Consider the following 26,852-nt stretch of genomic DNA (forward strand, 5'->3'; position numbering starts at 1 on the left):
GAGGGGGATCGGTGCGAGAACGGACGGGCACTGTCGTCCTGCTGCTGTCGGGGCCGGTTCTGACGGCGGCGTACGCGGCCCTCAACTACGCGGCCCTGCGCACGGCGTCGGGGGCGCAGGGCGCCGGCCCGGCCGACCGGATCGTCTCCGGCGGCCTGACGTCGCTGGGCTCGGACCTGTGGTGGATCGTCAGGGGCGTCGCGCTGGTGGCGGGCGTCGCGACCGCGGGGATCGCCGTGGTGGGCCTGCTGCTGCGCCGGGCGGCCCGGGGGCGCGGCGTGCTGCTGGTGTCGTCGGGCGTGCTCATCCTGCCGTACGCGCTCGGGCTGGCGGCGGCCGTCTACAACCCCGTGCCGCGGCTGGCCGGGTTCTACGACCATCCGGCCTTCGCCGACGCGCTCCCGCCGTACCAGTATGTGTCGGCCCTGCTTCTGCTGGTGGCGGCCCTGGCCCAGGCCGTGGGCATGGTCCGCGCGCACACCGCGGCCCGGAGGGTGTCACCGCCCCCGCGCTGACCCGCCGGGGCAGCGGTCGCTGACCCAGGTGGTCCAGCCCTGGCGGGCGCCGCCCGCGCCGGTCGCGGCCCACCCCGCGGGCGCCGGCCCAGAGCCGGGCGGGACGACGGCGGTGCAGACGCCGGCCGGCGGCGTGCCGTCGTAGAGCTCGGCCTCGGTCCAGGAGACGCGGTAGGCCAGGACGGCCCGGACGTTCCACGGCACCCGCCGGTCCACTCCCACCCGTCCCGGGCCCGTGAGGACGGGCAGCCAGTCGGACCCGGCGGCGGGCGCGGCCGGCGCCGACTTCGGCGCCAGGTCGGCGGCGAAGACCAGGTTGACCGCCGCCAGCACGGCCAGGACCCCCGGCCACCCCCCGCGGGCGGTCAGCAGGGCCGCGCCCGCCAGGCCCGCCAGCAGGGCGAGCGCCGCGAGGGAGGCGGCGACCAGGTCGAAGGAGTCACGCACCCGGCTGAGGAAGATCACCTCGGGGAAGTCGAAGGCGATGAACGCGTACCGCTGGAGCCGGTCCCCCGCGTACCAGACCACCACGCCGCCGGTCGCCGCGAGCAGCCCGGCCGCCGCGAGCGCGTGCCGGACGACGGCCCCGCGGCCGGCCCTGGCCAGCACGAGCAGCCCGGCCAGGGTCCAGGCGAGCGCCACGCAGGCCAGGTAGCGGCCGTAGGCGTAGTTGCCGATCCGGTGCTCGTCGGGGAGCGCGGCCGAGGAGGCGTAGGCGATGCCCAGGGTCGTGGCCAGCAGGACGGCCGCGAGCACGCGCCGCGGCCCCGGCGTCGACCGCCTGGCCACGACGGCGACGGCGCCCGCGAGCCCGACCCCGGCCAGCCCCCAGGTCGCGGCGATCAGGTACCAGAGCTGCCCGGCCGCCCCCGCCAGCGCCCACGCCTGCCCGTCGAGGCCGCTCACCCGCTCGGCCAGCAGGCCGGACAGGTCACGCGGCCCGCCCGGGTACAGCGCCGCGGACAACGCCCGGTTGAGCACCGTCGCCGCCCCCGCCGCCGCCAAGGCCGCCACCAGCCCGGCCGCCGCACCCCTGCGGCACGCGAAGAACGTCCCCGCCGCGCCCCTGCGGCGGGCGATGAGCATCCCCGCCATCGCCAGCAGGGTCACCGCCAGGACGACGGTGCCGCGCAGGTGCACCGCCATGGCGTACCCCGCCAGGCCGCCCGCCAGCGCCCCCGCCCTGACCGACCCCCTGGCCACGAGGTCGTGCAGCGCGACCAGCCAGGCCAGGATCAGGGTGGGCAGGACCGCGTCGGCCAGCGCCAGCCCCGAGAACAGCAGCAGCGACGGCGACAACCCGCCCGCGAACGCCGCCGCCATCGCCGCCCGCGGCCCCGTCCCCAGCCGCCGCAGCAGCAGGTACGCCAGCGGGAACGCCCCCGCCGCCACCATCGACCCCACCGCGACGACCAGCCGGTAGGCCACCGCCGGGTCCGACGTGAACCAGAACACCGGCGCCAGCAGCAGCGCGTATCCGCCCTGGTAGAAGGTGAAACCGGTCAGATCCGCCCCGGGCCCGCCGGCCAGCCAGCGGGCGGCGATCAGGTATCCGGTCTCGTCCGGGTTGGCCACGGGCCCGGCGTGCTGCCGGAACAACCACAGCCGCAGCGCGACCTGCGCCACCCACCCGATCGCCGGCAACCACCACGAACGCGACCGGCCCCTGCGCCGCATGCGCGGGGCAGGAGCCGGAACACGCTCGACGAACGTCGTCGTCATGGAATTCCCCCTCAAGTCGGGGGAAGTCCAGCAAGAGGCGGATAACCCGGCCGTCACCGGATCCGGTTATGCGGACGTTATGCGCGCCTGAACGCACCTCTCACGTGCACCGGAACGCCCTTGCCGAGCAGGCCGGGCAGCACCTCGGCGACGTTCATCGGCATGCGCACGCAGCCGTGCGAGGCCGGGGAGAGCGGCACCGACAGCGCGCCATGGAAGGCGATGCCGCCGTTGAAGAAGATCGGGTTGTAGAGCTGCCCCAGGTAGGACTTGTGCCAACCGCTGGCCCGCCACGTCGTGCGGAAGTCGCCGGTCGGCGTGCGGGCCGAGCCGCAGAACCGCTGCTCCTTGCCCTGCCAGGTGGTCGTCTCGCAGTACGGGATGCCGCTGCCGGAGGAGACGTGGGTGATCAGCCGCACCTGGCCGCCGACGTACAGGACCATGATCTGCCTGGTCAGGTCGACCTCGGCGCGGGTCGGCTTGCCGTTGGCCACCAGCACCTTCGGGGTCCTCGGCTGCTCCAGCGCCTCCCACGTCCTGCGGGCGATCGTGCTGGTCGGCGCGATGCCGTTGACCTTCTGGAAGGCCCAGACGGCGGCGAGCGTGGTGCCGCCGTAACTGCCGTCGGCCTTGCCGGGCAGGTAGCCCAGAGCCGCCAGTCGCCGCTGCAACCAGGTGACGGACGTGCCCTTCGCGCCCAGCTTCAAGGTCTTGCGCGGCGCCGTGACGGGCGCCGTGACGGGCGCTGCGAGGGGCGTCGTCGCCGGGCCAGCCTTGGCCCCCGCCGCGCTTGGCGCGGCGGCCGTGCCCGGCGCGCCGGCGATGCGGGTCATCGCGGCTGACGGGTCCGCCTGCGCGCCGCAGCCCGTGAGTACGACGGCCCCAGCCGTCAGCAGAGCAGCCACTCCGGGCAGCCGTCGAGCCCCCACCGGTACCACCTCTCTTATCACGAACTATCCGGATCGATGGACCCTACACCACCCACCATGAACAGGTAATAAGCCGGTCAACCTGTTTAGAGTGTCCTCATGTCCGAGAAGTTGCCGGCGAACGCCGTCGTCGTGGAGGCCGCCCTGCGCGCGGCGGGCGCCACCGGAGAGATCGTCGTCCTGCCCGAGAAGGCTCCTACCGCGGCGACTGCGGCCGCCCAGCTCGGCTGCGAGGTGGGGGCGATCGCCAACAGCCTGATCTTCGACGCCGACGGCGCGCCGCTGCTGGTCCTGACCAGCGGCGCCCACCGGGTGGACGTCGAGCTCATCGCCCGTACGGCTGGCGTCGCCGAGGTGCGGCGGGCCACGCCGGAGTTCGTCAGGGCCGCGACCGGTCAGCCGATCGGCGGGGTGGCCCCGGTCGGCCATCCGGCGCCGGTCCGCACCCTGGTGGACAACTGGCTGAGCAAGCACGAGGTGGTGTGGGCGGCCGGCGGCCACCCGCTGACGGTGTTCCCGACGACGTTCGAGGAGTTGGTGGCGATCACCGGAGGCACTCCGGCCGACGTCGAGTAATGTGCGACGGGTGATCGAGTTTCGCGGGGCGGGCCCGGCCGAGTTCACCGAACGCCTGGACACGGTGATCGACATCTACACGGCGGCGATGAACCCGCCCCCCGAGCAGATCTCCGGCCGCAAGACCATCATGCGAAATCACGGCACATACCCCCATTTCCAGTGCTATCTCGCAGAACTGCGCGACCCGGCCGGGGTGGCGCGCCCCCGGATCGTCGGCTTCGCGTACGGCTTCCGCGGCGCGACCGGCCAGTGGTGGCACGACGTGGTGAGCAGGGCGCTGGCCGAGGAGGCGGGCGAGGAGGCCGCGCACGCCTGGATGGGCCACGCGTTCGAGCTGGCCGAGATCCACGTGCACCCCGACCACCAGGGCAAGGGCGTCGGCCGGGCGATGATCCGCACGCTGTGCGCCGGCCGCACCGAGCGCTCGGCCGTGTTGTCCACGCACGACCGCCCCACGGCCGCCCGCCACCTCTACGCCAGCATGGGCTTCACCGACCTGCTGACCCGCTTCGTCTTCCCCGGCGGCCACGAGGAGTACGCGATCGTCGGCCGGCCACTCCCCCTCGGCTGAGGGCGCCGCACATCACCGCAGGTAAAGCCGGTACTTGCCGGGTTTGCCGGAGCATGCCCGAGGGCATCTTCATGACAGAAAGTGACGGACACGTTACCGAGTGGATACCACCCCCTTGCCCGTCACCCGCCCGGTCCCCCTGCGGGCGGGTGACGGGCATTCGCTTGTACGGGGTGGGGCGGCGGGTCAGGCGGTGGCGGCGACCGGCGTCAGGCGCTGGAACACCTCGCGCGAGGCGCTGGACCGGTTGAACGTGATGAAGTGGATGCCGGGCGCGCCCTCGTCGAGCAGCCGCTGGCACAGCTCCGCGCCGTGCTCGATGCCGAGCGCCCGCACCGCGGCCGGGTCGTCGGCGACCGCCTCGAAGCGGGCCGCCACCTCGGCCGGGAACGGCGCCCCCGACAGCTGCTCCGACCGCGCGATCGTGCTCATCTGCGTGACCGGCATGATGCACGGGATAATCGGCGTGTCACAGCCCTGGGCCGCCACCCGGTCGCGCAGCCGCAGGTAGTCGTCGGCCTGGAAGAACATCTGGGTGATCGCGTAGTCGGCCCCGGCGCGGCACTTGCGCACGAAGTATTCGGTGTCGGACTCGATCGACGGCGAGCGCGGATGCTTGTACGGGAACGCCGCCACCCCCACGCAGAACTCGCCCGCCTGCCGGATGAGCCGCACCAGCTCCTCGGCGTAGAGCACGCCCTCGGGATGCCGCACCCACTCGGCGGTCGGGTCGCCGGGCGGGTCGCCGCGCACGGCCAGGATGTTGCGCACCCCCGCGTCGGCGAAGCGGCCGACCAGGTGGCGCAGCTCGCGCAGCGAGTGGTTGACCGCCGTGAAGTGCGCCACAGGGGTGAGCGTGGTGTCGTGGGCCAGGCGCTCGACGATGTCGACCGTGCGGTCGCGGGTCGAGCCGCCGGCCCCGTAGGTCACCGAGACGAACGTGGGGCGCAGGGACTCCAGCTCCCTGATCGCCTTCCACAGCTGCCGCTCGCCCTCGTCGGTCTTCGGCGGGAAGAACTCGAAGGAGAACGACCGGCCACCGGTGGCGAGCAGCTCGCGGACGGTGGGGACACGATCGGGCAGGATGGAGGGTCGACCAAGCGCCATGTCCCAAGCGTACAGGCCGGTGTCCGGATCGGCCGCCCCTAGACCGGGGACCCGACCCCGAGTCCGCGCCCACTAGTCTCAAGGCATGACCACTGACGCCGCGAGCATGGACGCCCTGCGCACCCAGGTGGAGCGCGCCCTCGGGGAGTTCGTCGAACGGCAGCTGCCCGCCTCGGGCGACGCCGAGCTCGAACCGCTGCGCGCCGCCGCGGGCGACCTGCTGGCCGGCGGCAAGCGCCTGCGTCCCGCGTTCTGCTACTGGGGCTGGCGCGGCGCGGGCGGCACCGACGTGCCCGAGATCTTCACCGCCGCCGCGTCGCTGGAGCTGTTGCAGGCCAGCGCGCTCGTGCACGACGACGTGATGGACAAGAGCGACCTGCGCAGGGGCATGCCGGCCGCCCACCGCCGCTTCCAGTCCCTGCACGAGAAGGAGGGCTGGCACGGCTCGGCCGAGCAGTTCGGCGAGGGGGCCGCCATCCTGCTGGGCAACCTGCTGCTGGTGTGGTCGGGCGAGATGTGGCGCACCAGCGGCCTGCCGCCGGCGTCGCTGGCCGCCGCCCAGCCCGTCCACGACCACATGCGCACCGAGCTGATGTGCGGCCAGTACCTCGACCTGCTGGAGCAGGCCCACGGCGAGAACACCTTCGAGTCGGCGCTGCGGGTGGCGCTGTTCAAGAGCGGCAAGTACTCGGTGGAGCAGCCGCTGCGGCTCGGGCTGGTGCTCGCGGCCGGCGCGCTGGAGCCGTGGATGGACGAGCTGTGCACCGGCTACGGCCGCCGCGTCGGCATCGCCTTCCAGCTCAGGGACGACATCCTCGGCGTGTTCGGCGACCCGGCCCAGACCGGCAAGCCGGCCGGCGACGACCTGCGGGAGGGCAAGCGCACGATGCTGGTGGCCCGCACCCTGGCCGCGGCGCCCCCGGAGGCGGCCGCGACGGTGCGCAGGCTGCTCGGCGACCCCGCGCTCGACGAGGACGGCGTGAGCGCCCTGCGCCAGATCATCGCCGACAGCGGCGCGCTGCGGGAGTGCGAAGACCTGATCGCCGGTTATCTGGCCGACGCGCTGGCCGCGCTCGACGAGGCGCCGGTCACCGCCGGGTCGCGCGCGGCGCTGACCGAGCTGGCCATCGCCGCGACGTCCCGCAGGACCTGACCGCGCCGCCTGGCCTCAGGGAAAACCCCGGCATCTGGCCTCGACAAAAAGGCGGGCGCCCGTCGTAAACGGGCGCCCGGTCGGGTCAGGGGGTCAGGCGTTTGGCGAACTCGGCCGCCGCCGCTCCCGGGTCGTCCGCGTCGGTGATCGCGCGGACGACCACCACGCGGCTCACGCCGTACGACATGACCTCGTCGAGGTTGGCGAGGTCGATGCCGCCGATCCCGAACCACGGCCGCGGCGATCCGGAACCCGGGGCCGGGCCCAGCGAGGCCGCGTGCCGCAGCAGCGCCGGGCCGGGCGCGTGGCGGCCCGGCTTGGTCGGCGTGGGCCAGATCGGGCCGCAGCAGAAGTAGTCGACGCCCTCCTCCACGGCCGCGGCGGACGCCTCGGCGACGGAGTGGGTGGACCGGCCGATGACGATGTCGTCGCCGAGTATCTCTCGCGCGACCGTCACGGGAAGGTCGTCCTGCCCCAGGTGGAGCACGTCGGGCCGGGCGGCGAAGGCGATGTCCGCCCGGTCGTTGACGGCCAGCAGCTTGCCGTGCCGGTCGCAGGCGTCGCGGAAGACCTCCAGGAGCGCGAGTTCTTCGCGTGCCTCCAGGCCCTTCTCCCGCAGCTGGATGATGTCCACGCCGCCGGCCAGCACCGAGTCGAGGAACTCTGCCAGGTCGCCGCGGTCGCGGCGGCCGTCGGTGCAGAGATAGAGGCGGGCCTCAGAAAGCGAGGGCCTGGGCACGCCGCTTGACCTCCGTGTGACGGCCGGCCTTGATCGCCTCGATGGGCGACCCCGGCAGGGACTCGTCTGGGGTGAAGAGCCAGCGCAGCGACTCGACGTCGTCGTAGCCGGCGTCCTGCAACACGGTCAGTGTGCCGGGCAGGCCCTTCATCACGTCCTTCCCGTCGAGGAACACCGCGGGAACCTGTGGCCCGCCGCCGCCGCGGCGCACGCCGAGCAGCTTGTGGTCCTTGAGGAGTTGCTTGGCCCGCCCGATCGAGAGGTCGAGGCGTGAGGCCACTTCGGGGAGAGTGAGCCACTCGTCGACGAGCTGGTCGGTCTCCCGGTCGATCTGTGCAACAGAAAGCGTCACGAAACCACAACTACCACATGCCGTCCTTGCTCAAACAACACAATCCCGTAGGGGGACCTCTGGATCTACCAGGCGTTCTGTGTCGAGGCGATGCCCGCCTTCGATGATCCTACGGCCCTGCACGTAGTCCCGGGGCCGGTCGACGGCGAGCACGGCGGCGAGGGTGTCGCCGGACGTCAGCCAGACGGCCGACCACTTGCCCTCGGGCTCGCCCCGGTAGAGCAGGCGGTCGCCGGAGGGGTGGTGGCCGATGTACTGGACCATGTGACCGAACTGCTCGGACCAGAAGTAGGGCGCCGGGTCGTAGACGGCCTCCTCCCCCAGCAGGGTCGCGGCGGCGACCTCGGGCGAGCCGAGCGCGGTGTCCCAGTGCTCGACGCGCAGCCGGACGCCGTAGCGGCGCGACCACCAGGCCGCGCAGTCGCCGGCGGCGACCACGTTCGGCATGGACGTGCGCAGGTGCTCGTCGGTGACGACGCCGTTGTGCAGGTCGATGTCGGAGCCGGCCAGCCACTCGACGGCCGGCCGCACGCCGATGCCCGTGACGACCACGTGCGCCTGGACGAACTCGCCGCCCACCAGCCGCACGCCGCCCTCGTCCACCTCGTCGACCATGGTGTTCAGGCGCAGGTCGATGCCGTCGTACCAGTGCCGGGTGCGGGCGCCGATCTCCGGGCCGACGGCGTTGGCCAGCGGGGCGGGGCCCGCCTCGATCACGGTCACCGAGCAGCCGGCCTTGCGGGCGGCGGTGGCCACCTCGGCGCCGATCCAGCCGGCGCCGATGATCGCCACGTGCGCTCCGGCCACGAGCCCGGCGCGCAGCTCGTGGGCGTCGTCGAGGGTGCGCAGGACGTGCTGGGGGCCGTCGCCGGGCACGGTGATCGGCTCGGTGCCGGTGGCGATCACGAGGCCGTCGTAGCCGAGCTGGCCCTCGGTCGTCTCCACGACGCCCTCGCGCAGGGCCTTGGCGGTGACGCCGGGCCAGAAGTCGACCTCCAGCGCGTCGAGGTCGGCCTCCAGGAAGCTGGAGTCGGCCGCGCCGGACAGGACGGCCTTGGACAACGGCGGACGGTCGTAGGGCCGATGGCGCTCCTGGCCGATCAGCGTGATCCGTCCGGTGAAGCCGCGCCCGCGCAGCGCCTCCGCGCTGCGCAGCCCGGCCAGGCCCGCTCCCACCACTACGACATGGTTCACGTTCATGACCATAACGGGGGCGGTGCCGGTGCGTCGCGCCGAGGCCGTAGGCTGGAGGCGCAAGACGCGCGGGAGTCCGGCCGTCACCGGGCTGAGAGGAAGGCTTGAGCGGGCCTTCGACCGCAAGACACCTGATCCGGATCATGCCGGCGAAGGGAGCGCGGATGAATGTGATCGTGGGCGGCGGGGTCGTCGGGTTGTCGATCGCCTGGCGGCTGGCCCGCGAGGGGTTGCCCGTCACGGTGGTCGATCCGGCCCCGGGCCGTGGGGCGTCCTACGCGGCGGCCGGGATGCTGGCGCCCGTCAGCGAGGTCGCCTACACCGAGGAGCCGCTGCTGCGGCTGGGGGCCGCCTCGCTGAGCCGGTGGCCGTCCTTCGCCGCCGAACTGGCCGCCGACGCCGGTCTCGCTTCGGGGCTTGGTGCAGGGCTTGGTACGGGCCCCGGTTCGGGGCTCGGGCCGGGTGGCGGCGCGGGCCTGAGCGGCGGTTCCGGTGGTCGTCCCGGTGGTACCGGTGGCGGGGCCGGGCGCGGGGGCTGGGAGGCGTTCGGGGGCTCGTTCGGGGTGATCGGGCCGGAGGGGGCCGCCGGCCGTGCGCTCGACCTGCGCGCCGACGGCACGCTCGACGTCGCCTTCGGGGCCGACGACCTCGCGGCGCTCGACGACCTGGCGGCGTTCATGGACAAGCTGGGGCTGCGGGTCGAGCGGCTGACCGGGCGCGAGTGCCGCCGTCTGGAGCCCATGCTGGCCCCTTCGGTGCGCGGCGGGCTGCTGGCCCCCGGTGACGCCTGGGTCGATCCGCGCCGGGTCACGGCGGCGCTGCTGGCCGCGCTCGACCGGCTGGGCGTGCCCGTGGTGCGCGCGCGGGTGACCGGACTGCTGCGCGACGGCGACACCGCTCCAGACGCCGCGACAGGCGCTGGGACCGGCTTTGGAACCGGCTCTGGGATTGGCCCTGGGTCCGGTGCTGGGCTCGGTGCTGGGACAGGCGGTGTGGCAGGGCCTGTGACGGGGGCTGGGGCAGGTGCCGCGACGGGAGCTGTGATCGGGGTGCGGCTTGAGCCTGTGCCCGGTCAGCCTGAGCCGGCGGCGCGGGTGATCGAGGCCGAGCGGGTGGTGCTGGCCGCCGGGGCTTGGAGCGGGGAGCTGGCCGACGTGCCCGTCCGGCCGGTCAAGGGGCAGATCATGCGGTTGCGGTCGCCGCAGCCGCTGCTCGGCCGGTGCGTACGCGGGACGGTGCACGGCGCGCCCGTCTACCTCGTCCCCAGGGGCGACGGCGAGCTGGTGCTCGGGGCGACCCAGGAGGAGCTGGGGTTCGACACCCGGGTCACCGCTGGCGGGCTCTACGAGCTGCTGCGCGACGCCAGGGAACTGGTGCCGGGCGTCACCGAGCTGGAGGTCGCGGACGTGGTCGCCGGGCTGCGTCCGGGCACCCCCGACAACCTGCCGATCATCGGGGCGGGCGGGGTCCCCGGGCTGGTGCTGGCGACCGGCCACCATCGGGGCGGCGTGCTGCTGGCCCCCCTGACGGCCGCCCTGGTCACAGCGACGGTGCTGACACCGGCCGCGACACCCCCGGCCACGACGACCCCGACGGCCACCTCGACAACGGCCCAGAAAGCCACACAGACAGCCACACAGACGGCCACACAGACGGCGGCCCACACGGCGGACCAGGCAGCGGCCCACACGGCGGACCAGGCGGCGGGTACTTCGGCGGGCGCGGGGATTCTGACGGGTGAGGAGGGCGAGCTGGCCGCGCTGTGCTCGCCCGCGAGATTTCGGGATATTTCATGATTGTGACGATCAACGGCGCCGCGCACGAGGTGGCCGACGGCACCACCGTGGCCCAGGCCGTACGGACGCTGACCACGGCCACCACCGGAGTGGCCGTGGCCGTGAACGACGAGGTGGTCACGCGCAGCTCGTGGGAGACGACGGCGCTCGGCGACCGCGACCGCGTCGAGGTGCTGACGGCGGTGCAGGGTGGATGAGCTGATCATCGCCGGGGAGAAGTTCGCCTCCCGGCTCATCATGGGCACCGGCGGCGCGCCCTCCCTCGACGTGCTCGACCAGGCCCTGGTCGCCTCGGGGACCGAGCTGACCACGGTGGCCATGCGGCGGCTCGACCCCGGCGCCCGCGGCTCGGTCCTCGACGTGCTGCGCCGCCGCGACATCAAGGTGCTGCCGAACACCGCGGGCTGCTTCACCGCGGGCGAGGCCGTGCTCACGGCCCGGCTGGCCCGCGAGGCCCTGGGGACGAACTGGGTCAAGCTTGAGGTCATCTCCGACGAGCGCACGCTGCTGCCCGACCCGATCGAGACCTTCGACGCGGCCGAGCGGCTGGTGGCCGACGGATTCGTGGTGCTGCCGTACATCGGCGACGACCCGGCGCTGGCGCGGCGGCTGGAGCAGGCCGGCTGCGCGGCGGTGATGCCGCTGGGCGCGCCGATCGGCTCGGGGCTCGGGATCAGGAACCCGCACAACATCGAGCTGATCGTGGAGGCCGCCGGGGTGCCGGTGATCCTCGACGCCGGCATCGGCACGGCCAGCGACGCCGCCCTGGCCATGGAGCTGGGCTGCGACGCGGTGCTGCTGGCCACGGCGGTCACCCGGGCGCAGCGGCCCGAGCTCATGGCCTCGGCGATGAGGGCGGCCGTGGCGGCCGGGCGCCAGGCGCGGCAGGCGGGCCGCATCCCGCGTCGCCGCTACGCCGAGGCGTCCTCGCCGACGACCCCCTAGAGATCCCTTGGTGATCCCCCTGAGGTCCACGGATGAGGTCCACGGAGGGACCGGCTCGCGCCGGCCCTCCCGCCGGTCGGGGCCGTTCCGGCGGGAACGTCTCCGCATCGGTTTCGGGCGCGCGGGCCCTGCCGGTGGCAAAACGCCCGTAAACTCAGGGGGGTGGTGGATAAGACGACTGCGGACCCCCTGGTCGGGCGGCTCCTCGATGGGCGCTACCGCATCGAGAGCCGGATCGCCCGGGGCGGTATGGCGACCGTCTACCTGGCGCTCGACGTCCGGCTGGATCGCACTGTCGCGTTGAAGGTCATGCACCGCTCGCTCGCCGAGGACCCGGCGTTCGTCCGCAGGTTCATCGGCGAGGCCAAGTCGGTGGCCAGCCTGTCCCACCCCAACGTGGTGCACGTCTTCGACCAGGGCACCGACACCGACGTCGTCTACCTGTCGATGGAGTACGTGCCGGGCCGCACGCTGCGCGACATCCTGCGCGAGCGCGGCAGGCTGCCCGCCCGCGAGGCGCTGGAGATCATGATCCCGGTGCTGGCCGCCCTGGGCGCGGCCCACCAGGCCGGGATGGTCCACCGCGACGTGAAGCCCGAGAACGTGCTGATGACCGACGACGGCCGGGTCAAGGTCGTCGACTTCGGGCTGGCCAGGGCGATCGAGGCGACCAACCAGACCCGTACCGGCGTGATGATCGGCACGATCGGCTACATGTCGCCCGAGCAGGTCACCACCGGCGGCGCCGACGTGCGCAGCGACGTCTACGCCGCGGGCATCATGCTGTTCGAGCTGGTGACCGGGCAGCAGCCCTACGACGGCGAGACGCCGATGTCGGTGGCCTACCGGCACGTGCACGACACCGTGCCGCCGCCGTCGTCGCTGGTGCCCGAGGTGCCGCCGCTGATCGACACGCTGGTCGCGCACGCCACGGCCCGCGAGCCCCACGACCGTCCGGCCGACGCCACGGCGATGCTGGTGGAGGCGGTCGACGCCCACCGGATGCTGCCCCGGCTGAGCACCCCGCCGGCCATGACGGCGGTGTTCAACCAGTCGATGCCGCCGCGGCCGAGCGGCGCGGGCGCCCCGTCGATGCCGCTGGCCGCGCCGGCCCACACGCTGATCCAGCCGCGCGCCGAGGTGGCGCCGCCGGTGTCGCCGCCGCCGTCCAAGCGGTCGTTCCGGCCCAACTGGTTCCTGGTCCTGCTCGCCGCGGTCATGGTCGTCGCGGTGGCATTCACCGGCTGGTACTTCTCGCAGACCCAGTACGTGCAGGTGCCCGACCTGATCGGCCAGAACATGGTGGTCGCCGAGCGCGCCGCCACGAGCAAGGGCTTCAAGGTCAAGAAGATCGCCGGCGAGTACGACGAGGACACCGCCGAGGGGCTGGTGCTGCGTACCGACCCCGAGGGCAAGACCGAGGTCGAGAGCGGCAGCACGATCACGCTGGTGCCCTCGCTCGGCCCCAAGCGGGTGATCGTCCCCAGCGTCAGGGGCCTGACCAGCGACGAGGCCCGCATCAAGATCGCCGAGGCCGGGCTCACCGTGGGCAGCGTCAAGCGCCTGCCCAACGGCGAGGTCGAGCGGAACAAGGTGATCCGCAGCTCCCCCGAGGCCGGCGAGAAGGTCAAGGAGGGCGCGAAGGTCGGCATCTTCGTGAGCGCCGGCATGGTGATGCCCGACGTCACCGGCATGCCGAAGGACGAGGCCGCCGCCTACCTCGGCGGCCAGGGCTTCCAGGTGCAGGTCAACGAGGTCGACGACGACGCCGAGCCGTGCACGGTCATCGCCCAGGCGCCGAAGGCCAAGTCCGAAGTCGACAAGGGCACGCCCACGATGATCACGGTGGCGCGCTGCCAGACCGACTTCTGGGACTGGTTCAAGGGCGACAACGAGGCCCGCGACGACCAGGACTTCCGCCTGGTGCCCGCGGTCATCGGCAAGAACGTCAAGGACGCCAAGGCGGAGCTGGAGTCGCTGGGCTTCCACGTGCGGGTCCAGCGGCTGGCCAACGGCGGCGTCGTGCAGTACCAGCGGCCGTTACCGAACAGCGAGCGGCCGCCCGGCGCGACGGTCTTCCTCTGGCAGTAGCGCGCCGGGTCAGGCCAGGTGCCCGTGCAGGCGCACCCTGGCCAGCCCGCCGTCGGGGTAGATGTCGACCCGTACGTGGGTGACCGGTTCGGGGTGGCCGAGCCGGAAGCGGTGGGGCGTGTCGGGCTGCAACCGGGTCCTGGGCAGCAGCGTGACCTCGCGCCCGCCGGACAGCCCGGTGAGCGCGACGTGGCCGGGGGCGTTGAAGATGAGGTTCGTGGTGTCGATCTCGGCCAGGCGCACCAGGCCCGGCCCGGCCAGGCGGATGAGCAGCCAGTCGTTGCCGGGCTCGCGGCGGCGCGCGGTCTCCCAGCCCTCCGCCTGGTGGCGGGCCAGGCCGGGGGCGATGACGTTGTTGGGCGCGGAGTAGAACTCGTCGGAGCAGGCGGTGACCAGGCCGCCGTTCTGGAGGGCGGCCAGGTCGAGGCTCAGCCCTTCGTAGACGGACAGGTCGGGGCGTACCTCGCCGTGCACGCGCAGGCGGGCGATGCCGCCGTCGGGGTACATGTTCAGGCGTACGTGGGTGTAGCGGGTGTCGTCGCCGGTGACCTCGACGTGGTGCTCGGCGTCGCCCTTGAGTGTGGTCCTCGGGACGATCTCCGTCCAGTCGGCGGCGGCCAGCTCGGCGGGCGAGGGATGGCCGGGCACGGCGGCGGCCTCGACCGAGGCGTACGGCGGGTAGTTGCCCTTGAACCAGGCCGTGTCGATCACCACGCCGCGGATCGCGCCCGGCAGGCCCAGCCGCACCAGCGCCCAGTCGTGGCCGGGGGTGCGGCGGCGGCGGGTCTCCCAGCCGTCGTACACCTGCCCCTTGTTGCCGAAGGTCTCGGCGCGGAAGCCGGGACGGCCCGGCCTGATCAGGCTCTCCTTCTCGGCGAAGGACTCGTCGCTGGCCGCCACGACCGCGCCGCCGAGGGTGCGCAGGGCCAGGTCGGGCAGGGTGGTGAAGCCGGGCATCTACTGCTCCCCGAGGATGAGGCGGCCGTGCGGCTCGCCGTCCACGGGACGGCCGCGCAGCCAGGTGGTCAGCACCGCGCCTTTGAGCACGCGGCCGTGGTAGGGGGTGACGGGGTTGCGGTGGTGCAGGCGGGCGGCGTCCACCGGGTTGTCGGCGTCGGGGTCGAAGGCGACCAGGTCGGCGTCGCCGCCGGGGCGGATCGCGCCCTTGCCGGGGAGTCCGGCCGTCTCGGCGGGCGCGGCCGACATCCAGCGGACGACGTCGGCGAGGGTGTGGCCGCGCCGGGCGGCCTCCGTCCAGACCGCGGACAGGCCGAGCTGGAGGGAGGCGACTCCGCCCCAGGCGGCGGCGAAGTCGGGCACCTTCAGGTCGGCGGGCGAGGGCGAGTGGTCGGAGACGACGCTGCTCAGCACGCCGCGGGCCAGGCCGTCCCACAGCAGCTCGCGGTTGGCCCGCGAGCGGATGGGCGGGCAGCACTTGTACGCCGTGCGCCCCTCGGGCACCTGCTCGGCCTCCAGCGTCAGGTAGTGGGGGCAGGTCTCGGCCGTGACCGCCACCCCGTCGGCCTGGGCCCGCGCCAGCACGTCGAGGCATTCGGCGCTGGAGACGTGCAGGACGTGCACGCGCGCGCCGGTCTCGGCGGCCAGCCCGACGACCGTGGCGACCGCGCTGCGCTCGGCGGCTCCCGGCCGCGACTCCAGGAACTCCCGGTACGTCGGCCCGCCCGGCTCGGCCAGCAGCTCGGGGTCCTCGGCGTGCACCACGACGAGCCCGCCGAACCCGGCCACCTCGGTCAGCACCGCCCGCAGCTCGGCCGTGGCGAGCGGCGGGAACTCCTCGACGCCCGAGGGGGACATGAAGCACTTGAAGCCCCGGACGCCGCGCTCGTGCAGCGGCCGGAGCTCCTTGAGGTTGCCGGGCACCGCGCCGCCCCAGAACGCGACGTCCACGTGGCACTGCCCGCGGGCGGCCCGCAGCTTGGCCTCCAGCGCCTCCACGCTGACGGTCGGCGGCACGGAGTTGAGCGGCATGTCCACGATCGTGGTCACCCCGCCGGCGGCGGCCGCCCTGGTGGCCGAGGCGAAGCCCTCCCAGTGGGTGCGGCCCGGCTCGTTGACGTGGACGTGCGCGTCCACCAGGCCGGGGAGCAGGGGCAGGTCGCGCAGGTCGATGTCCGCGGCGGCGTCGAGGGGCTCGGCGTAGTCGTACAGGGCCTGGACGCGTTCGCCCCGCACGGCGACGGCCGCGGCCCGCTCCCCCTCGGGCGTGACCACCCTGCGCGAGCGGACGACGAGGTCGTGGACGGTCATCCGGCCTCCAGATGCTCGGCGGCCACCCGGGCGGCCAGGCGTTCCAGCAGCGGCCCGGCCTCGGCCATGCACCGGGCCGGGTCGGGCTCCAGGTCGGTCAGGGCGTAGGCGGCCTCGATGCCGGCGTCCTTGAGCTCGGTGTCGCCGAGGGTGCGCCGGCCGCAGACCGCGACCACCGGCACGCCCGCCCTGGCCGCGGCCTGGGCCACGCCGATCGGCGCCTTGCCGCGCAGGGACTGCTCGTCGAGCGACCCCTCGCCGGTGATCACCAGCCGCGCGCCCTGGACGAGCGCGCCGAAGCCGAGCAGGTCGAGCAGGTACTCGATGCCGGGCCGCAGCTCGGCGTGGAGGAAGGCCAGCGCCGCGAACCCGACGCCGCCCGCCGCGCCCGCCCCGGGGGCTCCGGCCACGCCCATGGCGCGCGGGGTGTCGTCGTGCTCGACGGCGCCGAGCAGGCCGTGGGTCTGGGTGGCGACGGCGGCCAGCCGGGACAGGCCCGCCTCCAGCACCTTGACGTCCTCGGGCGTGGCGCCCTTCTGCGGCCCGTAGACGGCGGCGGCCCCGTGCGGGCCGAGCAGCGGGTTGTCCACGTCGCCCGCGACCACGAACTCCACCCCGGAGACGTCGGCGAACCCGGACAGGTCGATGCGGGCCAGCCCGCGCAGCGCGGCGCCGCCTTCGGGCAGCTCGGCGCCGTCGCCGTCGAGCAGGCGGGCGCCGAGCGCGCGGACCATGCCCGCTCCCCCGTCGGTGGAGGCGCTGCCGCCGAGCCCGAGGACGATCCGCCGGGCGCCTCTGCGCAGGGCGTCGGCGATCAGCTCTCCGGTGCCGTAGGAGGTGGCGGTCAAGGGGGCCGGTCCGGCGGACAGCCGCCGCAGCCCGGACGCCTCGGCCAGCTCGACCACGGCCGTCGGCGGGCCTCCGGCCGCCCGCCAGGCGTAGGCCGCGGGCACGCGTTCGCCGGTGGGCCCGGTGACCTCCACGGTGACGCGGTCGAACCCGCAGGCCACGGCCGCCTCGACGGTGCCGTCGCCGCCGTCGGCGACCGGCAGCTCGACCGTGGGCACCCCGAGCCCGGCCGACACCCGGGCCGCGACCTCGGCGGCCGTGAGGGAGCCCTTGAACTTGTCGGGTGCCACCAGAACCTGCTTTACCACTACGAACTCCCACAAGATGCTGAACAATGGCCGGACACGCCTTCCTGCCCGGTGCGAGCGGGCAGGAAGGCGTGACTCATCATCACATCAGCCCCCCGGCCGGCGGCGGCCGAGGGTGGGCGCCCTCGGTGAAAGTGCCCTCAAGGAGGGTGCCCTCAGTGAAACAGGCGTTCGCGCCCGCCGCCCATGGGCCGCGCGCACGAACCTGAGCCGTTCTGACGGGTTCTGAGGTGTGTGATCCTCCAATTAGGCTCACATCCCGTAAGGAGGCGTTTGATGCGCATATCTGAGCGGGAGAGGCGGCGCCGGCTGGGCGTGCGCCACAGCCTGGCGGCCAAGGCGGCGACCCCTGAGGAGGCGACGGCGTCCGTGGTGGCGCTGCACGCCACCGACCCGGCGACGGTGTTCCTGTCGGCGGGCGCCCGGCTCACCGCGCCCGGGACCGAGCCGGTCGAGCGGGCCCTGTACGAGGACCGCACGCTGGTGCGCATGCACGGGATGCGCCGCACGGTGTTCGTGGTCCCGGCCGCGCTGGTGCCCGTCGTGCACCACTCCTCCACGCTCGCGGTCGCCACGCGGGTGCGCAAGGCGCTGGTCAAGGAGCTCGCCGCGGCCGGCGGCTGGGACGAGGCGTGGCTGGCGGAGGTGGAGGCGTCGGTGCTGCGCGCCCTGGCGGCGGAGGGCACGGCGACCGCGGCCCGGCTGGGGGTGCTGGAGCCGCGGCTGCGCGAGCAGTTCCGGGTGGCCGCGGGCAAGCCGTACGAGGCCATGCACAGCGTCGGGCAGCGGCTGATCACGCTGATGGGCATGGAGGGCCGGCTGGTCCGCCAGGGCCGCCCGTCCGGCTCCTGGACGAGCACGCAGCACCTGTGGGCCGTCGCCCCGCCCATGGACGAGACCACGGTCCCGCAGGCCCAGGCGGAGCTGGTGCGCCGCTGGCTGGCCGCGTTCGGCCCCGGCACGGAGGCCGACGTCAAGTGGTGGACCGGCTGGACGCTGCGCGAGGTGCGCGCCGCGCTGGCCGCCGTCGGCGCGGTCGAGGTCGAACTGGACGAGGGCGCGGGATACGTCCTGCCCGGCGATCTGGACGAGACGCCCGAGCCCGCGCCGTGGGCTGCGCTGCTGCCCGCCCTGGACCCCACGCCGATGGGCTGGCAGGGCCGCGACTGGTACCTGCCGAAGGAGCACCGGGCCGAGCTGTTCGACCGCAGCGGCAACGTCGGCCCGACCGTGTGGTGGGACGGGCAGGTCGTCGGCGGCTGGGGGCAGCGGCCCGGCGGCGAGATCGTGTGGCGGGCGCTCACCGACCTGGGCTCCGACGCCGTGGCGGCCGTGGAGGCCGAGATCGCCGGTCTGGCCTCCTGGCTCGGCGGCGTGCGGATCACACCCCGCTTCCGCACACCCCTGGAGCGCGCCCTGGCGGAGTAGGGCGCGCGAAGCCAGCACGGAGGCAGCGCAGGGGCCGCCCGCAGGCCGCCCGGGAGCCGCCCGCGGGCCGTCAGGAGACCACGCGGATGAACTCCTCCAGGGAGTAGCGCCCGTCCTGGTCGGAGTCGGCCTCCTGGCTGAGCGCCCCGAGGGCCTCGGCGGGCAGGTCGGGGAAGTGCCGCTTCAGCTCGGCCTCGCTGACGAAGCCGTCGCCGTCGGTGTCGATCTCGGCGAAGGTGCTCTTGAGCTGCGCCAGCCGCTCACCGGGGAGTTCTGCCGACACGGGACCGCCTTTCGGTACTGAATGCCACGTTCCGGACATTCACCACCCTAGTGCTGGATCTCCCTGCCCGCCGAGTGCCCGCGCTCGGCCGCCAGCCGCATCAGCCTGCGGTGGGCCTGCGCGCCCGCCCGTCCGGCCGCGTCGTGGGACGTCGTGCGCAGCTCGCCGTCCTCGACCACGGTCCGGCCGCCGACCAGGACGCGGGCCACCGGCGGCGGGGGCCCGAACACCAGCGCGCACACCGGGTCGGCCACGGCGGCGGCGAAGGGCCCGCCGGTGCGCCACAGGACGACGTCGGCCAGCTTGCCCGGCTCCAGCGAGCCGAGCTCGGCCTCGCGGCCCAGGTTGCGCGCCCCGCCCAGGGTGGCCAGCTCCAGCGCCTGACGGGCCGACAGCGCGCGGGGGCCGTACCTGGCCCGCTGGAACAGCAGGGCCTGCCGCATCTCCCCGGCCAGTGAGGTCAGCTCGGCGGAGGCGCTGCCGTCCACGCCGAGGCCGACGTTCACGCCCTGGCGCAGCATCTCCGACACGCGGGCGATCCCGGAGCCGAGGCGGCCGTTGGAGGAGGGGCAGTGGGCCGCGCCCGTGCCGGTGCGGGCGAGCTTGGCGATGTCGGCGTCGCTGAGGTGCACGGCGTGCGCGAGCCACACGTCGGGCCCCAGCCAGCCGAGCTTGTCCATGTAGTCGACCGGACGCAGCCCGAACCGCTCGACGCAGTGCTCGTCCTCGTCGAGCGTCTCGGCCAGATGGGTGTGCAGGCGGACGCCCTTGGCCCTGGCCAGGGCCGCCGACTCGGTCATCAGCTCGGCGCTGGCCGAGAACGGCGAGCAGGGCGCCACCGCGACCCGCACCATCGAGGACGGCGACGGGTCGTGGTGGGCGTCCACCGCCTGCGCCGTCGCGGCCAGCACGTCGTCGAGCTCCTCGACCACCTCGTCCGGCGGCAGCCCGCCCTGCGAGCGGCCGAGATCCATCGAGCCGCGCGCCGGGTGGAAGCGCAGGCCGATCTCCCGCGCCGCCTCGACCTCGGCCGCGAGCAGGTCGCCCCGGCCCTTGGGGAAGACGTAGTGGTGGTCGCTGGAGGTGGTGCAGCCGGCCAGCGCCAGCCAGCCGAGCCCGGCCGTGGCCGCGCCTTTGACGACCTCGGCGTCCATGGCGGCCCACACGTCGTAGAGCGCCACCAGCCACTCGAACAGGGTGGCGTCCTGGGCCAGCCCCTGGGAAGCCCACTGGTAGAGGTGGTGGTGGGTGTTGACCAGGCCGGGGGTGGCCAGGCAGCCGGAGCCGTCCACGCGGCGGGCGCCGGGGGTGGCGGGCGCGGGGCCGGGGCCGAGCGCGGCGATCCTGTCGCCCTCGACGACGAGGTGGCCGGACGGGATCTCGGGGCCGGCGACGGGCGCGATGTGCACGTTCTCGATCAGCAGGGTCATCGGGCCGCCTTCCGCGCGGCGGCCAGCCGGACCGCGTCGAGGATCTTCTCGTAGCCGGTGCAGCGGCACAGGTTGCCCGCCAGCGCCTCGCGGATCTCCGCGTCGGACGGCCTCGGCACGCGTTCGAGCAGGTCATGGGCCTGGACGACGAGCCCCGGGGTGCAGAACCCGCACTGCACGGCCCCGCACTCGACGAACGCCTCCTGCACCGGGTCCAGCCGGCCGCCCGCGGCCAGCCCCTCGACCGTGCGCACCCGCCGTCCCTCGGCCTGCCCGGCGGCGACCAGGCACGAGCAGACCGGCAGCCCGTCGAGATAGACCGTGCACGAGCCGCATTCGCCCTGCTCGCAGGCGTTCTTGGAGCCGGGCAGCCCGATCCGCTCGCGCAGCACGTACAGCAGGCTCTCCCCCTCCCAGACGTCGTCCACGCTGTGGGCGCGGCCGTTGACGGTGACGTTCAGGCGCATCAGGCGGCCCTTCTCGCGAGGTGGTCGTTCCAGGCCCAGGTGAGCGTGCGCCGGGCCATCACGCCGACCGCGTGCACCCGGTAGGCGGCGGTGCCGCGCACGTCGTCGATCGGCGCGGCGGCCCGCGCGCACAGCTCGCCGAAGCGGGCCAGCAGGGCGGGGTCGAGCGGGGCGTGCCAGTCCAGCTCCCGGGCCAGCAGGTCCTCCGCCTCCAAGGCGCGGCGCGGCGTGGGCGCGGCCGAGCCGATCCCGGTGCCGACCCGCCGCTCGCCGGGGTGCAGCGCGACCGCGAACGAGCACACCGCGATCACCATGGCGTTGCGCGTGCCGACCTTGGAGAAGTACTGCGGCCCCCGGGCCGGTTCGACGCGCACGGCCCTGATCAGCTCGTCCGGCTCCAGGGCGTTGCGCTTGACCCCGAGGTAGAACTCGGCCGCGGGGATCAGCCGGGTGCCGCGCTCGCGCGACTCGACCTCGACGACCGCGCCCGCCGCCAGCAGCGGCGGATGGCTGTCGCCCGCGGGCGAGGCCGCGCCGAGGTTGCCGGCCACCGTGCCGCGGTTGCGGATCTGCGGCGAGCCGACCGTGCGCGCGGCCTGCGCGAGCCCCGGCAGCACGCCGCCCAGCTCGTCGACGACCGTGGCGTACGTGACCCCTGCCCCGATCCGGCAGACCCCGTCGGTCATGTGCCATTCGCGCAGCTCGGCCACCTGGTTGAGGTCGAGCAGCGCCTCCGGCCTGCGCACGTCGAAGTTGATCTCGACCATCACGTCGGTGCCGCCCTGGACGGGCAGCGCTCCGGGCCGGTCCGCCTTGGCGGCCAGCGCCTGCGCCCACGTGGTGGGCCGCAAGAAGTCCATCGTCCTCACTCCCAGGCGAATCCCGCGTCGGGTGCGTCCTCACGCAGCACACTGCCCTCGATCAGCCCGTAGGGACGGTCGGCGGCGTAGAAGACCTCGTTCTCGTTGTCCAGGCCGAACGGCGACAGGTCGACCAGGAAGTGGTGCCTGTTCGGCAGCGTGAGCCGCACCTCGCAGACCTGCGGGCAGGTCGTCAGCACCCGCTCGCCCATCGCGTAGAGCGTCTGCTGCAACGACAGGCTGTGGGTCTGCGCGAAGGCGTCCAGCAGGCAGGCGCGCACCTCCGCGTACGGCGGCCGCTCGCCCGTCCCGGCGTGCCGCCAGCGGGCGGTGACCGCGGTGGCCAGGACGCGGTCGGTCGTCGGCTGGAGGGTGGTGTACTCGTCCACGATGAAGCCGTGGAACTCCGAGCCGGTCGAGTTCAGCACGACCAGGTCCGTCAGGCCGGACACGACGGTGCTGCGGCCGTCCCTGTCGTGGTGGACGACGCAGGTGCGCACCTCGCCGCCGTCGCGCACGAAGGAGTGCCGCGACTCCCCGGGGATGCGGTTCCAGGCGTACTCCTCGATCTCCACCCGCGCGTGGTGGATGGACGGGTGCGCGGAGACGTAGTGGCGGGCCAGTAAGAGGGCGAAGTCCTCGATCTCGCCGACGCCGTGCTTCCTGGCAAAGGCGTAGGCGGTGTTCTTCTGCGTGTCGGTGGGCAGGACGGCGGCGTTCCCGCCGTTCCTGTGCGCCTCCTCCATGTCGCCCGACAGCGCGGTGCTGACGTTGATGTCCTTGAGGTGGTGGACGGCCCCGTCCCTGACCACGCGGACCAGCCTGGTCTCCGCCTTGCCGTAACGGTTGGGCCCGAGCTTGACGGTCATCTAGCTCCCTCGGTAGGTGGAGTAGGCGTACGGGCTGAGCAGCAGCGGCACGTGGTGGTGCGCCCCCGGGTCGGTGACGGTGAAGGCGATGACGACCTCGGGGTAGAAGGTGTCGGCCAGGTAGGCGCCGGTGTCGAAGACGACGCGGTGCACGCCCTCCCCGGTGTCCCAGCCCTTGATCCGGCCGTCGTCGTCGGTGCTGCCCCGGGCCAGCACCTGGCCCTCGTGCTCCAGCCGGACGCGCACCCCGGCGGCCGGGCGGCCCGAGACCGCGTCCAGGACGTGCGTCGAGAAGCTCAACTCCCCTCCCCTTCCATGAGCCTTCCCAGCCGCAGCCGGGTGATCTTCACCAGTTCGTCGCGGACGACCCCGCGCTCGGTCTCCTCGTCGTTGTCCAGCCGGGCGCGCAGCCGGGCCAGCAGCTCGGCCCCGCTCAGGCCGGTGGCGCAGACCAGGTAGACGTACCCGAACCGCTCCTCGTACGCGCGGTTGCCCGCCACCAGTGCGGCCCGCAGCTCCGCGTCCCCTCGGGCGTCTCCTTGGGCGCCCGCCTGCTCCTCGCTCGACCAGCGCGCCTCCGGGCCGTCCCCGGACGGGCGTTCCCCGATGCGCGGGTGGGCCGCCAGCGCCTCCAGCACGTCGGGCCACGTCAGCTCGCGCACCGCCGTCTCGGCGGCCTCGGCGAGCCGTTCGCGGGCGGCGTAGGGCCTGCCGGCGGCCACCGCCGCGGCGAACGCGCGGGAGGCGCAGCAGGCCAGCAGCTCGGCCTCCGCCTCCGCGCGCGGCCGCCGGTTGAACCCGGCCAGGGAGTTGGACATGTCAGCAGTACACACACGGGCCCGGTTCCCGGTCCATCCGTGAGAACTCCCAAGTACGCAACGGGATGGCCAGGACTTTTCGTGTCATGCTCCAACCCGGCCCCGGCCGGGACGCCCCTGAGCTGCGCCTACACTGGGAGCCATCATGACCTTGACATCCCTGATCGGCGGGCACGTGTCCGTCACCGGCGGCCTGGCGACCGGCGGCCTGAAGTACATGGCCGAGATCGGCGCCGAGATGATCCAGGTGTTCGTCACCAACCCGCGCGGCTGGGCGCTCAACGACGGCAAGCCCGCCGAGGACGCCAAGCTGGCCGAGTCGGGCGTCACCGCGTTCATCCACGTGCCGTATCTGGTGAACTTCGGCTCGCCCAACCCCGAGACGCTGGCCAACTCCGTCGCCGTCGTCCGCCACGGGCTGCGGCGCGGGGTCGAGACCGGCGCCAAGGGCGTCGTCGTCCACACCGGCTCGGCCGTCACCCAGTCCCGCGACGACGCGCTGCGGCAGATCCGCGAGACCCTGCTGCCGCTGCTCGACGAGATCCCCGAGGGCGGCCCCGACCTGCTGCTTGAGCCCATGGCGGGCCAGGGCGCGATGCTCTGCGCGACCGTCCAGGACCTGGAGCCCTATCTCGCCGCGCTCGACTGGCACCCGCGGGCCTGCGTCTGCCTCGACACCTGCCACGCCTTCGCGGCCGGCCACGACCTGGCCGCCGAGGGCGGGGTGCGGGAGACCTTCGACGCCCTGCACGCCATCGCGCCCGGCCGGCTCAAGCTCATCCACGCCAACGACAGCAAAGACGTGTGCGGCGCCAAGAAGGACCGGCACGAGAACATCGGCGCGGGCCACATCGGCGCGCAGCCGTTCGCCGAGATCATGCGGCATCCGGCGGTGGCGGGCGTGCCGATCTGCATCGAGACGCCCGGCAAGGCCGACAAGCACCGCGAGGACATCGAGCTGCTGAAGAAGCTGCGCGACGAGGAGTGATCCGGCGCGATCCCCGGCAACGGGGATGAAAGCCCGTCCTGGTCATCAATCGTGATAGGGGCGCCTGCTCGCACGATCCGGCCGCCCCCGAAGGCCGGATCGCGGGGCCGGGGTCCGTGGCCTCCGCAGGCGCCCCCTCACCTGATCGGCAGGCGGGCCCTACCCCCCGGTCAAAGGCCCGACAGCCGTGGTGACCTGGTTGGTCACCGGTGAAGCCGACGCATCAGGCCCTTGCTTGGGCCTTGCGGCCCGTCCCCCCCGATGCGCCGGGTGGCTTCCGATGCCGAAACACTACGGTCGCGATCTTGTGGGCGAAACCCTGTTTACGGTCAGCTCGCTGAACGGTCTGTAGTCATCGACATACGGAGGGTGTCCGGACGACGAGCGGTCACCGGGGAGCGACGAACGGCTCGTTCATGGGTCCTCCCAGCGCCCGGCAGCCCCCTGGAGGGCGCCACGGGAACCGGCGCCGAGGGCCCGAACCCGACGTGACCTGGGGAATCTTTTACCATCGCGGCGGCGGACCGCCCGCCGGCCGGGGCCCGGCGCCCGCCGGACACGCCCAGCTTCACGCCCACCCGTCGGTGCCGGCCCGCGCGGACGCGGGCGGGCCGGCGGTCAGGAGAAGGCGCCGCGATGCTGGCGGACGAGCTGCTCGCGCACCTGACGGCTGTGCCGCCGGCTGACCTGCAACGTCTCGGTGCCGACGGTGAGCGTGACCCGGCCGCCCTCGAAGCGCAGCTCGCTGACGTGCCGGGCCGAGACCAGCGTGCTGCGGTGGACGCGGATGAACCCCGCCTCCGACCAGCGGCGTTCGAGCGCGGCCAGCGACATGCGGACGAGGTAGCTGCCGTCGCCGGTGTGCAGCCGCACGTAGTCGCCCTTGGCCTCGGCGAACCAGATGGCCTGCTGCGGCACGAACCTGGTGCGGCCGCCCAGCTCGACCGGGATCACGTCGTCCTGGCTGGGCTCGGCGAGCGGCGCGGAGGCCGCCTCCAGCCGCCTGACCGCCTCCGCCAGGCGCTCGGCCCGGACCGGTTTGAGCAGGTAGTCGACGGCCTCCAGCTCGAACGCCTGCACCGCGCACTCCTCGTGCGCCGTGACGAACACCAGCTTGGGCGGGCTGGGGAAGCCGCCGACCAGCCGGGCGAGGTCGAGCCCGTCGAGGCCCGGCATCCGGATGTCGAGGAAGATCGCGTCGAGCCGCTCGCCGCCGCCGATCATCTGCACCATGTCCTGCAGCGCGGTGACGCCGTCGGACGCGGTGGCGACGTGTTCGATTCTCGTGTCCTGGCGCAGCAGGTAGGCGAGCTCCTCGAGAGCGGGCACCTCGTCGTCGACCGCCAGGACCCTCAGCATGGGCTCCACGCTGCCGTATGAAAGCAAAGGTCACAAGCGACACGCCAGCTCAGCGTAAGGAATTGGCTACAAGGAGGTAAGTTGCGTCTTCGGGACGCGCAGCCGTACCCGGGTGCCGGCGCCGAGGGCGGTCTCCACGACGAGGCCGTAGCCGTCGCCGTAGATCTGGCGCATGCGCAGGTCCACGTTGGCCAGGCCGATGCCGCCGCCCTCGCGGGCCGGCTCGCCGTCGAGCATGCGCCTGGCGCACTCGGGGTCCATGCCGGTGCCGTCGTCCTCGACGGTGATGTGGGCCTCGGGGCCGGCGTCGCGGACCACGACCCGCACCTCGCCGCCGCCGCGCCGGCCGCGCATGCCGTGCTTGATGGCGTTCTCCACCAGCGGCTGCAGGCACAGGAACGGCACCGGCACCGGCAGCACCTCGGGCGCGACCTGGAGGCTGAAGCGCAGCTTGTCGCCGAAGCGGGCGCGCTCCAGCAGCAGGTACCGGTCGACGCAGGTCAGCTCGTCGGCCAGGGTGGTGAAGTCGTGGGCCCGGCGCAGGGCGTAGCGGGAGAAGTCGGCGAAGTCGAGCAGGAGCTCGCGGGCGCGCTTGGGGTTCGTCCGGACGAACGAGGCGATCGTGGTGAGCGCGTTGTAGACGAAGTGCGGCGAGATCTGGGCGCGAAGGGCGCGCATCTCGGCCTCCAGGGCCCGCCTGCGGGAGGCGTCGAGGTCGGCCAGCTCCAACTGCCCCGACACCCAGCGGCCCAGCTCGGTCACGGCGCGCACGAGCGCCGCGCTGACCTCCTCGTCGAAGGCCGCCAGCGTGCCCACGACCGTGTCGTCCACGGTCAGCGGCACGACCACGGCCCCGTACGGCCGCCCGGCGAACACCTGCGCCCGCCCGGCGGCCAGGGTGGTGCGGGCGTAGGTGAGCACGTCGTCGGTGCACGGGCCGTTCCAGGCCAGCGCGGCGTCGGTGGAGGTGATCGCGACGGCGCGGGTGCCGAGCAGCGCGTGCAGGTGACGGACGGCCTTGCGCGCCGAGTCGCGGTCGAGCCCGCCGCGCAGGGCGGGCGCGGCCAGCCCCGCGACGTGCAACGCGGTGAAGGTGGCCTCGTGCTTGCCGCCTTCGGCCAGCGCGGGGCGGCGCGTCCTGGCGCAGGCGTAGCCGAGGAGGAAGAGCAGGAGGGAGAGCGCCACGCATGCGGTGGTCTGCATGCGCCAAACCGTAGCCAATAACCGGTCGC

Annotated in this window: 27 protein-coding genes, 2 pseudogenes and 1 riboswitch; of the genes and pseudogenes, 11 read left to right on the plus strand and 18 right to left on the minus strand. The window is 73.8% G+C overall.

Annotation, left to right across the window (positions count from 1 at the left end):
* Window positions 1-11 precede the first annotated feature (11 nt).
* On the plus strand, window positions 12-515 hold the full coding sequence (locus ACIBQ8_RS22930) for a hypothetical protein (protein ID WP_397192911.1): 504 nt from the start codon (window positions 12-14) through the stop codon (window positions 513-515).
* On the opposite strand, the gene ACIBQ8_RS22935 is transcribed toward ACIBQ8_RS22930, so the two are convergent.
* Window positions 498-2,237 (minus strand): hypothetical protein, encoded by a 1,740-nt coding sequence (locus tag ACIBQ8_RS22935; protein ID WP_397192912.1) that lies wholly within the window; start codon window positions 2,235-2,237, stop codon window positions 498-500. The genes ACIBQ8_RS22930 and ACIBQ8_RS22935 overlap by 18 nt on opposite strands.
* A gap of 77 nt (window positions 2,238-2,314) precedes the next feature.
* Window positions 2,315-3,070 (minus strand): L,D-transpeptidase family protein, encoded by a 756-nt coding sequence (locus ACIBQ8_RS22940; RefSeq protein ID WP_397192913.1) that lies wholly within the window; start codon window positions 3,068-3,070, stop codon window positions 2,315-2,317.
* 195 nt (window positions 3,071-3,265) lie between these two features.
* On the opposite strand from ACIBQ8_RS22940, the gene ACIBQ8_RS22945 reads away from it, so the two are divergent.
* A complete protein-coding gene (locus ACIBQ8_RS22945; RefSeq protein ID WP_397171262.1) occupies window positions 3,266-3,742 on the plus strand; it encodes a YbaK/EbsC family protein in 477 nt (158 codons plus the stop codon).
* 10 nt (window positions 3,743-3,752) lie between these two features.
* Window positions 3,753-4,316, plus strand: coding sequence for a GNAT family N-acetyltransferase (locus ACIBQ8_RS22950; protein ID WP_397192914.1), 564 nt, complete (start codon window positions 3,753-3,755; stop codon window positions 4,314-4,316).
* A gap of 186 nt (window positions 4,317-4,502) precedes the next feature.
* Here ACIBQ8_RS22950 and metF read toward each other — a convergent pair whose 3' ends face one another.
* Complete coding sequence (metF, locus tag ACIBQ8_RS22955) at window positions 4,503-5,423, minus strand: methylenetetrahydrofolate reductase [NAD(P)H] (RefSeq protein WP_357967900.1); 921 nt, start codon at window positions 5,421-5,423, stop codon at window positions 4,503-4,505.
* An 85-nt stretch (window positions 5,424-5,508) separates the two neighbouring features.
* Here metF and ACIBQ8_RS22960 point away from each other — a divergent pair, with 85 nt between their 5' ends.
* Window positions 5,509-6,576 carry a polyprenyl synthetase family protein gene (locus ACIBQ8_RS22960; RefSeq protein ID WP_397171258.1) on the plus strand — a complete coding sequence of 356 codons (1,068 nt, stop codon included), beginning with the start codon at window positions 5,509-5,511 and terminating at the stop codon, window positions 6,574-6,576.
* Window positions 6,577-6,661: 85 nt separating this feature from the next.
* Here the strand turns inward: ACIBQ8_RS22960 and thiE are convergent, their stop codons facing one another.
* Genes thiE through ACIBQ8_RS22975 form a run of 3 tightly spaced genes read right to left on the minus strand, consistent with a single transcriptional unit; the run spans window position 6,662 to window position 8,867 of the window.
* Entirely contained in the window at window positions 6,662-7,315 is a 654-nt protein-coding gene (thiE, locus tag ACIBQ8_RS22965; protein ID WP_397171256.1) for a thiamine phosphate synthase, read from the minus strand.
* Entirely contained in the window at window positions 7,293-7,667 is a 375-nt protein-coding gene (locus ACIBQ8_RS22970) for an Rv2175c family DNA-binding protein (protein WP_397171254.1), read from the minus strand. Before ACIBQ8_RS22970 ends, thiE begins: the two co-directional genes overlap by 23 nt.
* Before the next feature lie 30 nt (window positions 7,668-7,697).
* Entirely contained in the window at window positions 7,698-8,867 is a 1,170-nt protein-coding gene (locus ACIBQ8_RS22975) for an NAD(P)/FAD-dependent oxidoreductase (RefSeq protein WP_397171253.1), read from the minus strand.
* Window positions 8,868-8,919: 52 nt separating this feature from the next.
* A riboswitch (TPP riboswitch) is annotated at window positions 8,920-9,036 on the plus strand.
* On the opposite strand from ACIBQ8_RS22975, the pseudogene ACIBQ8_RS22980 reads away from it, so the two are divergent.
* From ACIBQ8_RS22980 to pknB, 5 genes and pseudogenes are all read left to right on the plus strand, one after another.
* A pseudogene (locus ACIBQ8_RS22980) lies at window positions 9,026-9,238 on the plus strand (FAD-dependent oxidoreductase); the annotation flags it as partial. Its footprint overlaps the riboswitch before it by 11 nt.
* Before the next feature lie 207 nt (window positions 9,239-9,445).
* Window positions 9,446-10,435: pseudogene (locus ACIBQ8_RS22985) on the plus strand (FAD-dependent oxidoreductase); the annotation flags it as partial.
* Between the two features lie 218 nt (window positions 10,436-10,653).
* Complete coding sequence (gene thiS, locus ACIBQ8_RS22990; protein ID WP_352331034.1) at window positions 10,654-10,854, plus strand: sulfur carrier protein ThiS; 201 nt, start codon at window positions 10,654-10,656, stop codon at window positions 10,852-10,854.
* Entirely contained in the window at window positions 10,847-11,602 is a 756-nt protein-coding gene (locus tag ACIBQ8_RS22995) for a thiazole synthase (RefSeq protein ID WP_397171250.1), read from the plus strand. The genes thiS and ACIBQ8_RS22995 overlap by 8 nt, the downstream gene beginning before the upstream one ends.
* 165 nt (window positions 11,603-11,767) lie before the next feature.
* A complete protein-coding gene (gene pknB / locus ACIBQ8_RS23000) occupies window positions 11,768-13,693 on the plus strand; it encodes a Stk1 family PASTA domain-containing Ser/Thr kinase (protein ID WP_397171248.1) in 1,926 nt (641 codons plus the stop codon).
* 9 nt (window positions 13,694-13,702) lie between these two features.
* Here the strand turns inward: pknB and alc are convergent, their stop codons facing one another.
* Genes alc through ACIBQ8_RS23015 form a run of 3 tightly spaced genes read right to left on the minus strand, consistent with a single transcriptional unit; the run spans window position 13,703 to window position 17,100 of the window.
* Window positions 13,703-14,650 (minus strand): allantoicase, encoded by a 948-nt coding sequence (gene alc, locus ACIBQ8_RS23005; protein WP_397192915.1) that lies wholly within the window; start codon window positions 14,648-14,650, stop codon window positions 13,703-13,705.
* Window positions 14,651-15,961 (minus strand): allantoinase AllB, encoded by a 1,311-nt coding sequence (allB, locus tag ACIBQ8_RS23010; protein ID WP_397171244.1) that lies wholly within the window; start codon window positions 15,959-15,961, stop codon window positions 14,651-14,653.
* On the minus strand, window positions 15,958-17,100 hold the full coding sequence (locus ACIBQ8_RS23015) for a glycerate kinase (RefSeq protein ID WP_397192916.1): 1,143 nt from the start codon (window positions 17,098-17,100) through the stop codon (window positions 15,958-15,960). Before ACIBQ8_RS23015 ends, allB begins: the two co-directional genes overlap by 4 nt.
* A gap of 294 nt (window positions 17,101-17,394) precedes the next feature.
* On the opposite strand from ACIBQ8_RS23015, the gene ACIBQ8_RS23020 reads away from it, so the two are divergent.
* On the plus strand, window positions 17,395-18,546 hold the full coding sequence (locus tag ACIBQ8_RS23020) for a winged helix DNA-binding domain-containing protein (RefSeq protein ID WP_397171240.1): 1,152 nt from the start codon (window positions 17,395-17,397) through the stop codon (window positions 18,544-18,546).
* 70 nt (window positions 18,547-18,616) lie between these two features.
* On the opposite strand, the gene ACIBQ8_RS23025 is transcribed toward ACIBQ8_RS23020, so the two are convergent.
* Genes ACIBQ8_RS23025 through uraD form a run of 7 tightly spaced genes read right to left on the minus strand, consistent with a single transcriptional unit; the run spans window position 18,617 to window position 23,273 of the window.
* Window positions 18,617-18,829, minus strand: a complete 213-nt coding sequence (locus ACIBQ8_RS23025) for an EF-hand domain-containing protein (RefSeq protein WP_357967865.1) — start codon at window positions 18,827-18,829, stop codon at window positions 18,617-18,619.
* Window positions 18,830-18,876: 47 nt separating this feature from the next.
* Window positions 18,877-20,259 (minus strand): 8-oxoguanine deaminase, encoded by a 1,383-nt coding sequence (locus tag ACIBQ8_RS23030; RefSeq protein ID WP_397171239.1) that lies wholly within the window; start codon window positions 20,257-20,259, stop codon window positions 18,877-18,879.
* Window positions 20,256-20,726 (minus strand): (2Fe-2S)-binding protein, encoded by a 471-nt coding sequence (locus tag ACIBQ8_RS23035; protein ID WP_397171237.1) that lies wholly within the window; start codon window positions 20,724-20,726, stop codon window positions 20,256-20,258. Before ACIBQ8_RS23035 ends, ACIBQ8_RS23030 begins: the two co-directional genes overlap by 4 nt.
* Window positions 20,726-21,586 carry an FAD binding domain-containing protein gene (locus tag ACIBQ8_RS23040; RefSeq protein ID WP_397171236.1) on the minus strand — a complete coding sequence of 287 codons (861 nt, stop codon included), beginning with the start codon at window positions 21,584-21,586 and terminating at the stop codon, window positions 20,726-20,728. Before ACIBQ8_RS23040 ends, ACIBQ8_RS23035 begins: the two co-directional genes overlap by 1 nt.
* A 5-nt stretch (window positions 21,587-21,591) precedes the next feature.
* Window positions 21,592-22,455 carry a factor-independent urate hydroxylase gene (gene pucL, locus ACIBQ8_RS23045; protein ID WP_397171234.1) on the minus strand — a complete coding sequence of 288 codons (864 nt, stop codon included), beginning with the start codon at window positions 22,453-22,455 and terminating at the stop codon, window positions 21,592-21,594.
* Window positions 22,456-22,755: a hydroxyisourate hydrolase gene (gene uraH / locus ACIBQ8_RS23050; protein ID WP_397192917.1), complete on the minus strand. Its 300-nt coding sequence runs from the start codon at window positions 22,753-22,755 to the stop codon at window positions 22,456-22,458.
* The gene (uraD, locus tag ACIBQ8_RS23055; protein WP_397192918.1) at window positions 22,752-23,273 is read right to left on the minus strand and encodes a 2-oxo-4-hydroxy-4-carboxy-5-ureidoimidazoline decarboxylase; all 522 of its coding nucleotides are present in this window, start codon (window positions 23,271-23,273) and stop codon (window positions 22,752-22,754) included. Before uraD ends, uraH begins: the two co-directional genes overlap by 4 nt.
* A gap of 145 nt (window positions 23,274-23,418) precedes the next feature.
* On the opposite strand from uraD, the gene ACIBQ8_RS23060 reads away from it, so the two are divergent.
* Window positions 23,419-24,261: a deoxyribonuclease IV gene (locus ACIBQ8_RS23060; protein WP_397192919.1), complete on the plus strand. Its 843-nt coding sequence runs from the start codon at window positions 23,419-23,421 to the stop codon at window positions 24,259-24,261.
* A gap of 618 nt (window positions 24,262-24,879) precedes the next feature.
* Here ACIBQ8_RS23060 and ACIBQ8_RS23065 read toward each other — a convergent pair.
* Both ACIBQ8_RS23065 and ACIBQ8_RS23070 read right to left on the minus strand, forming a co-directional pair.
* Window positions 24,880-25,620, minus strand: coding sequence for a LytR/AlgR family response regulator transcription factor (locus tag ACIBQ8_RS23065; protein WP_397192920.1), 741 nt, complete (start codon window positions 25,618-25,620; stop codon window positions 24,880-24,882).
* A 66-nt stretch (window positions 25,621-25,686) separates the two neighbouring features.
* Entirely contained in the window at window positions 25,687-26,823 is a 1,137-nt protein-coding gene (locus tag ACIBQ8_RS23070) for a sensor histidine kinase (RefSeq protein WP_397171225.1), read from the minus strand.
* Window positions 26,824-26,852: the final 29 nt, after the last annotated feature.

Source organism: Nonomuraea sp. NPDC049646, from assembly GCF_044465525.1.
Classification (GTDB): domain Bacteria; phylum Actinomycetota; class Actinomycetes; order Streptosporangiales; family Streptosporangiaceae; genus Nonomuraea.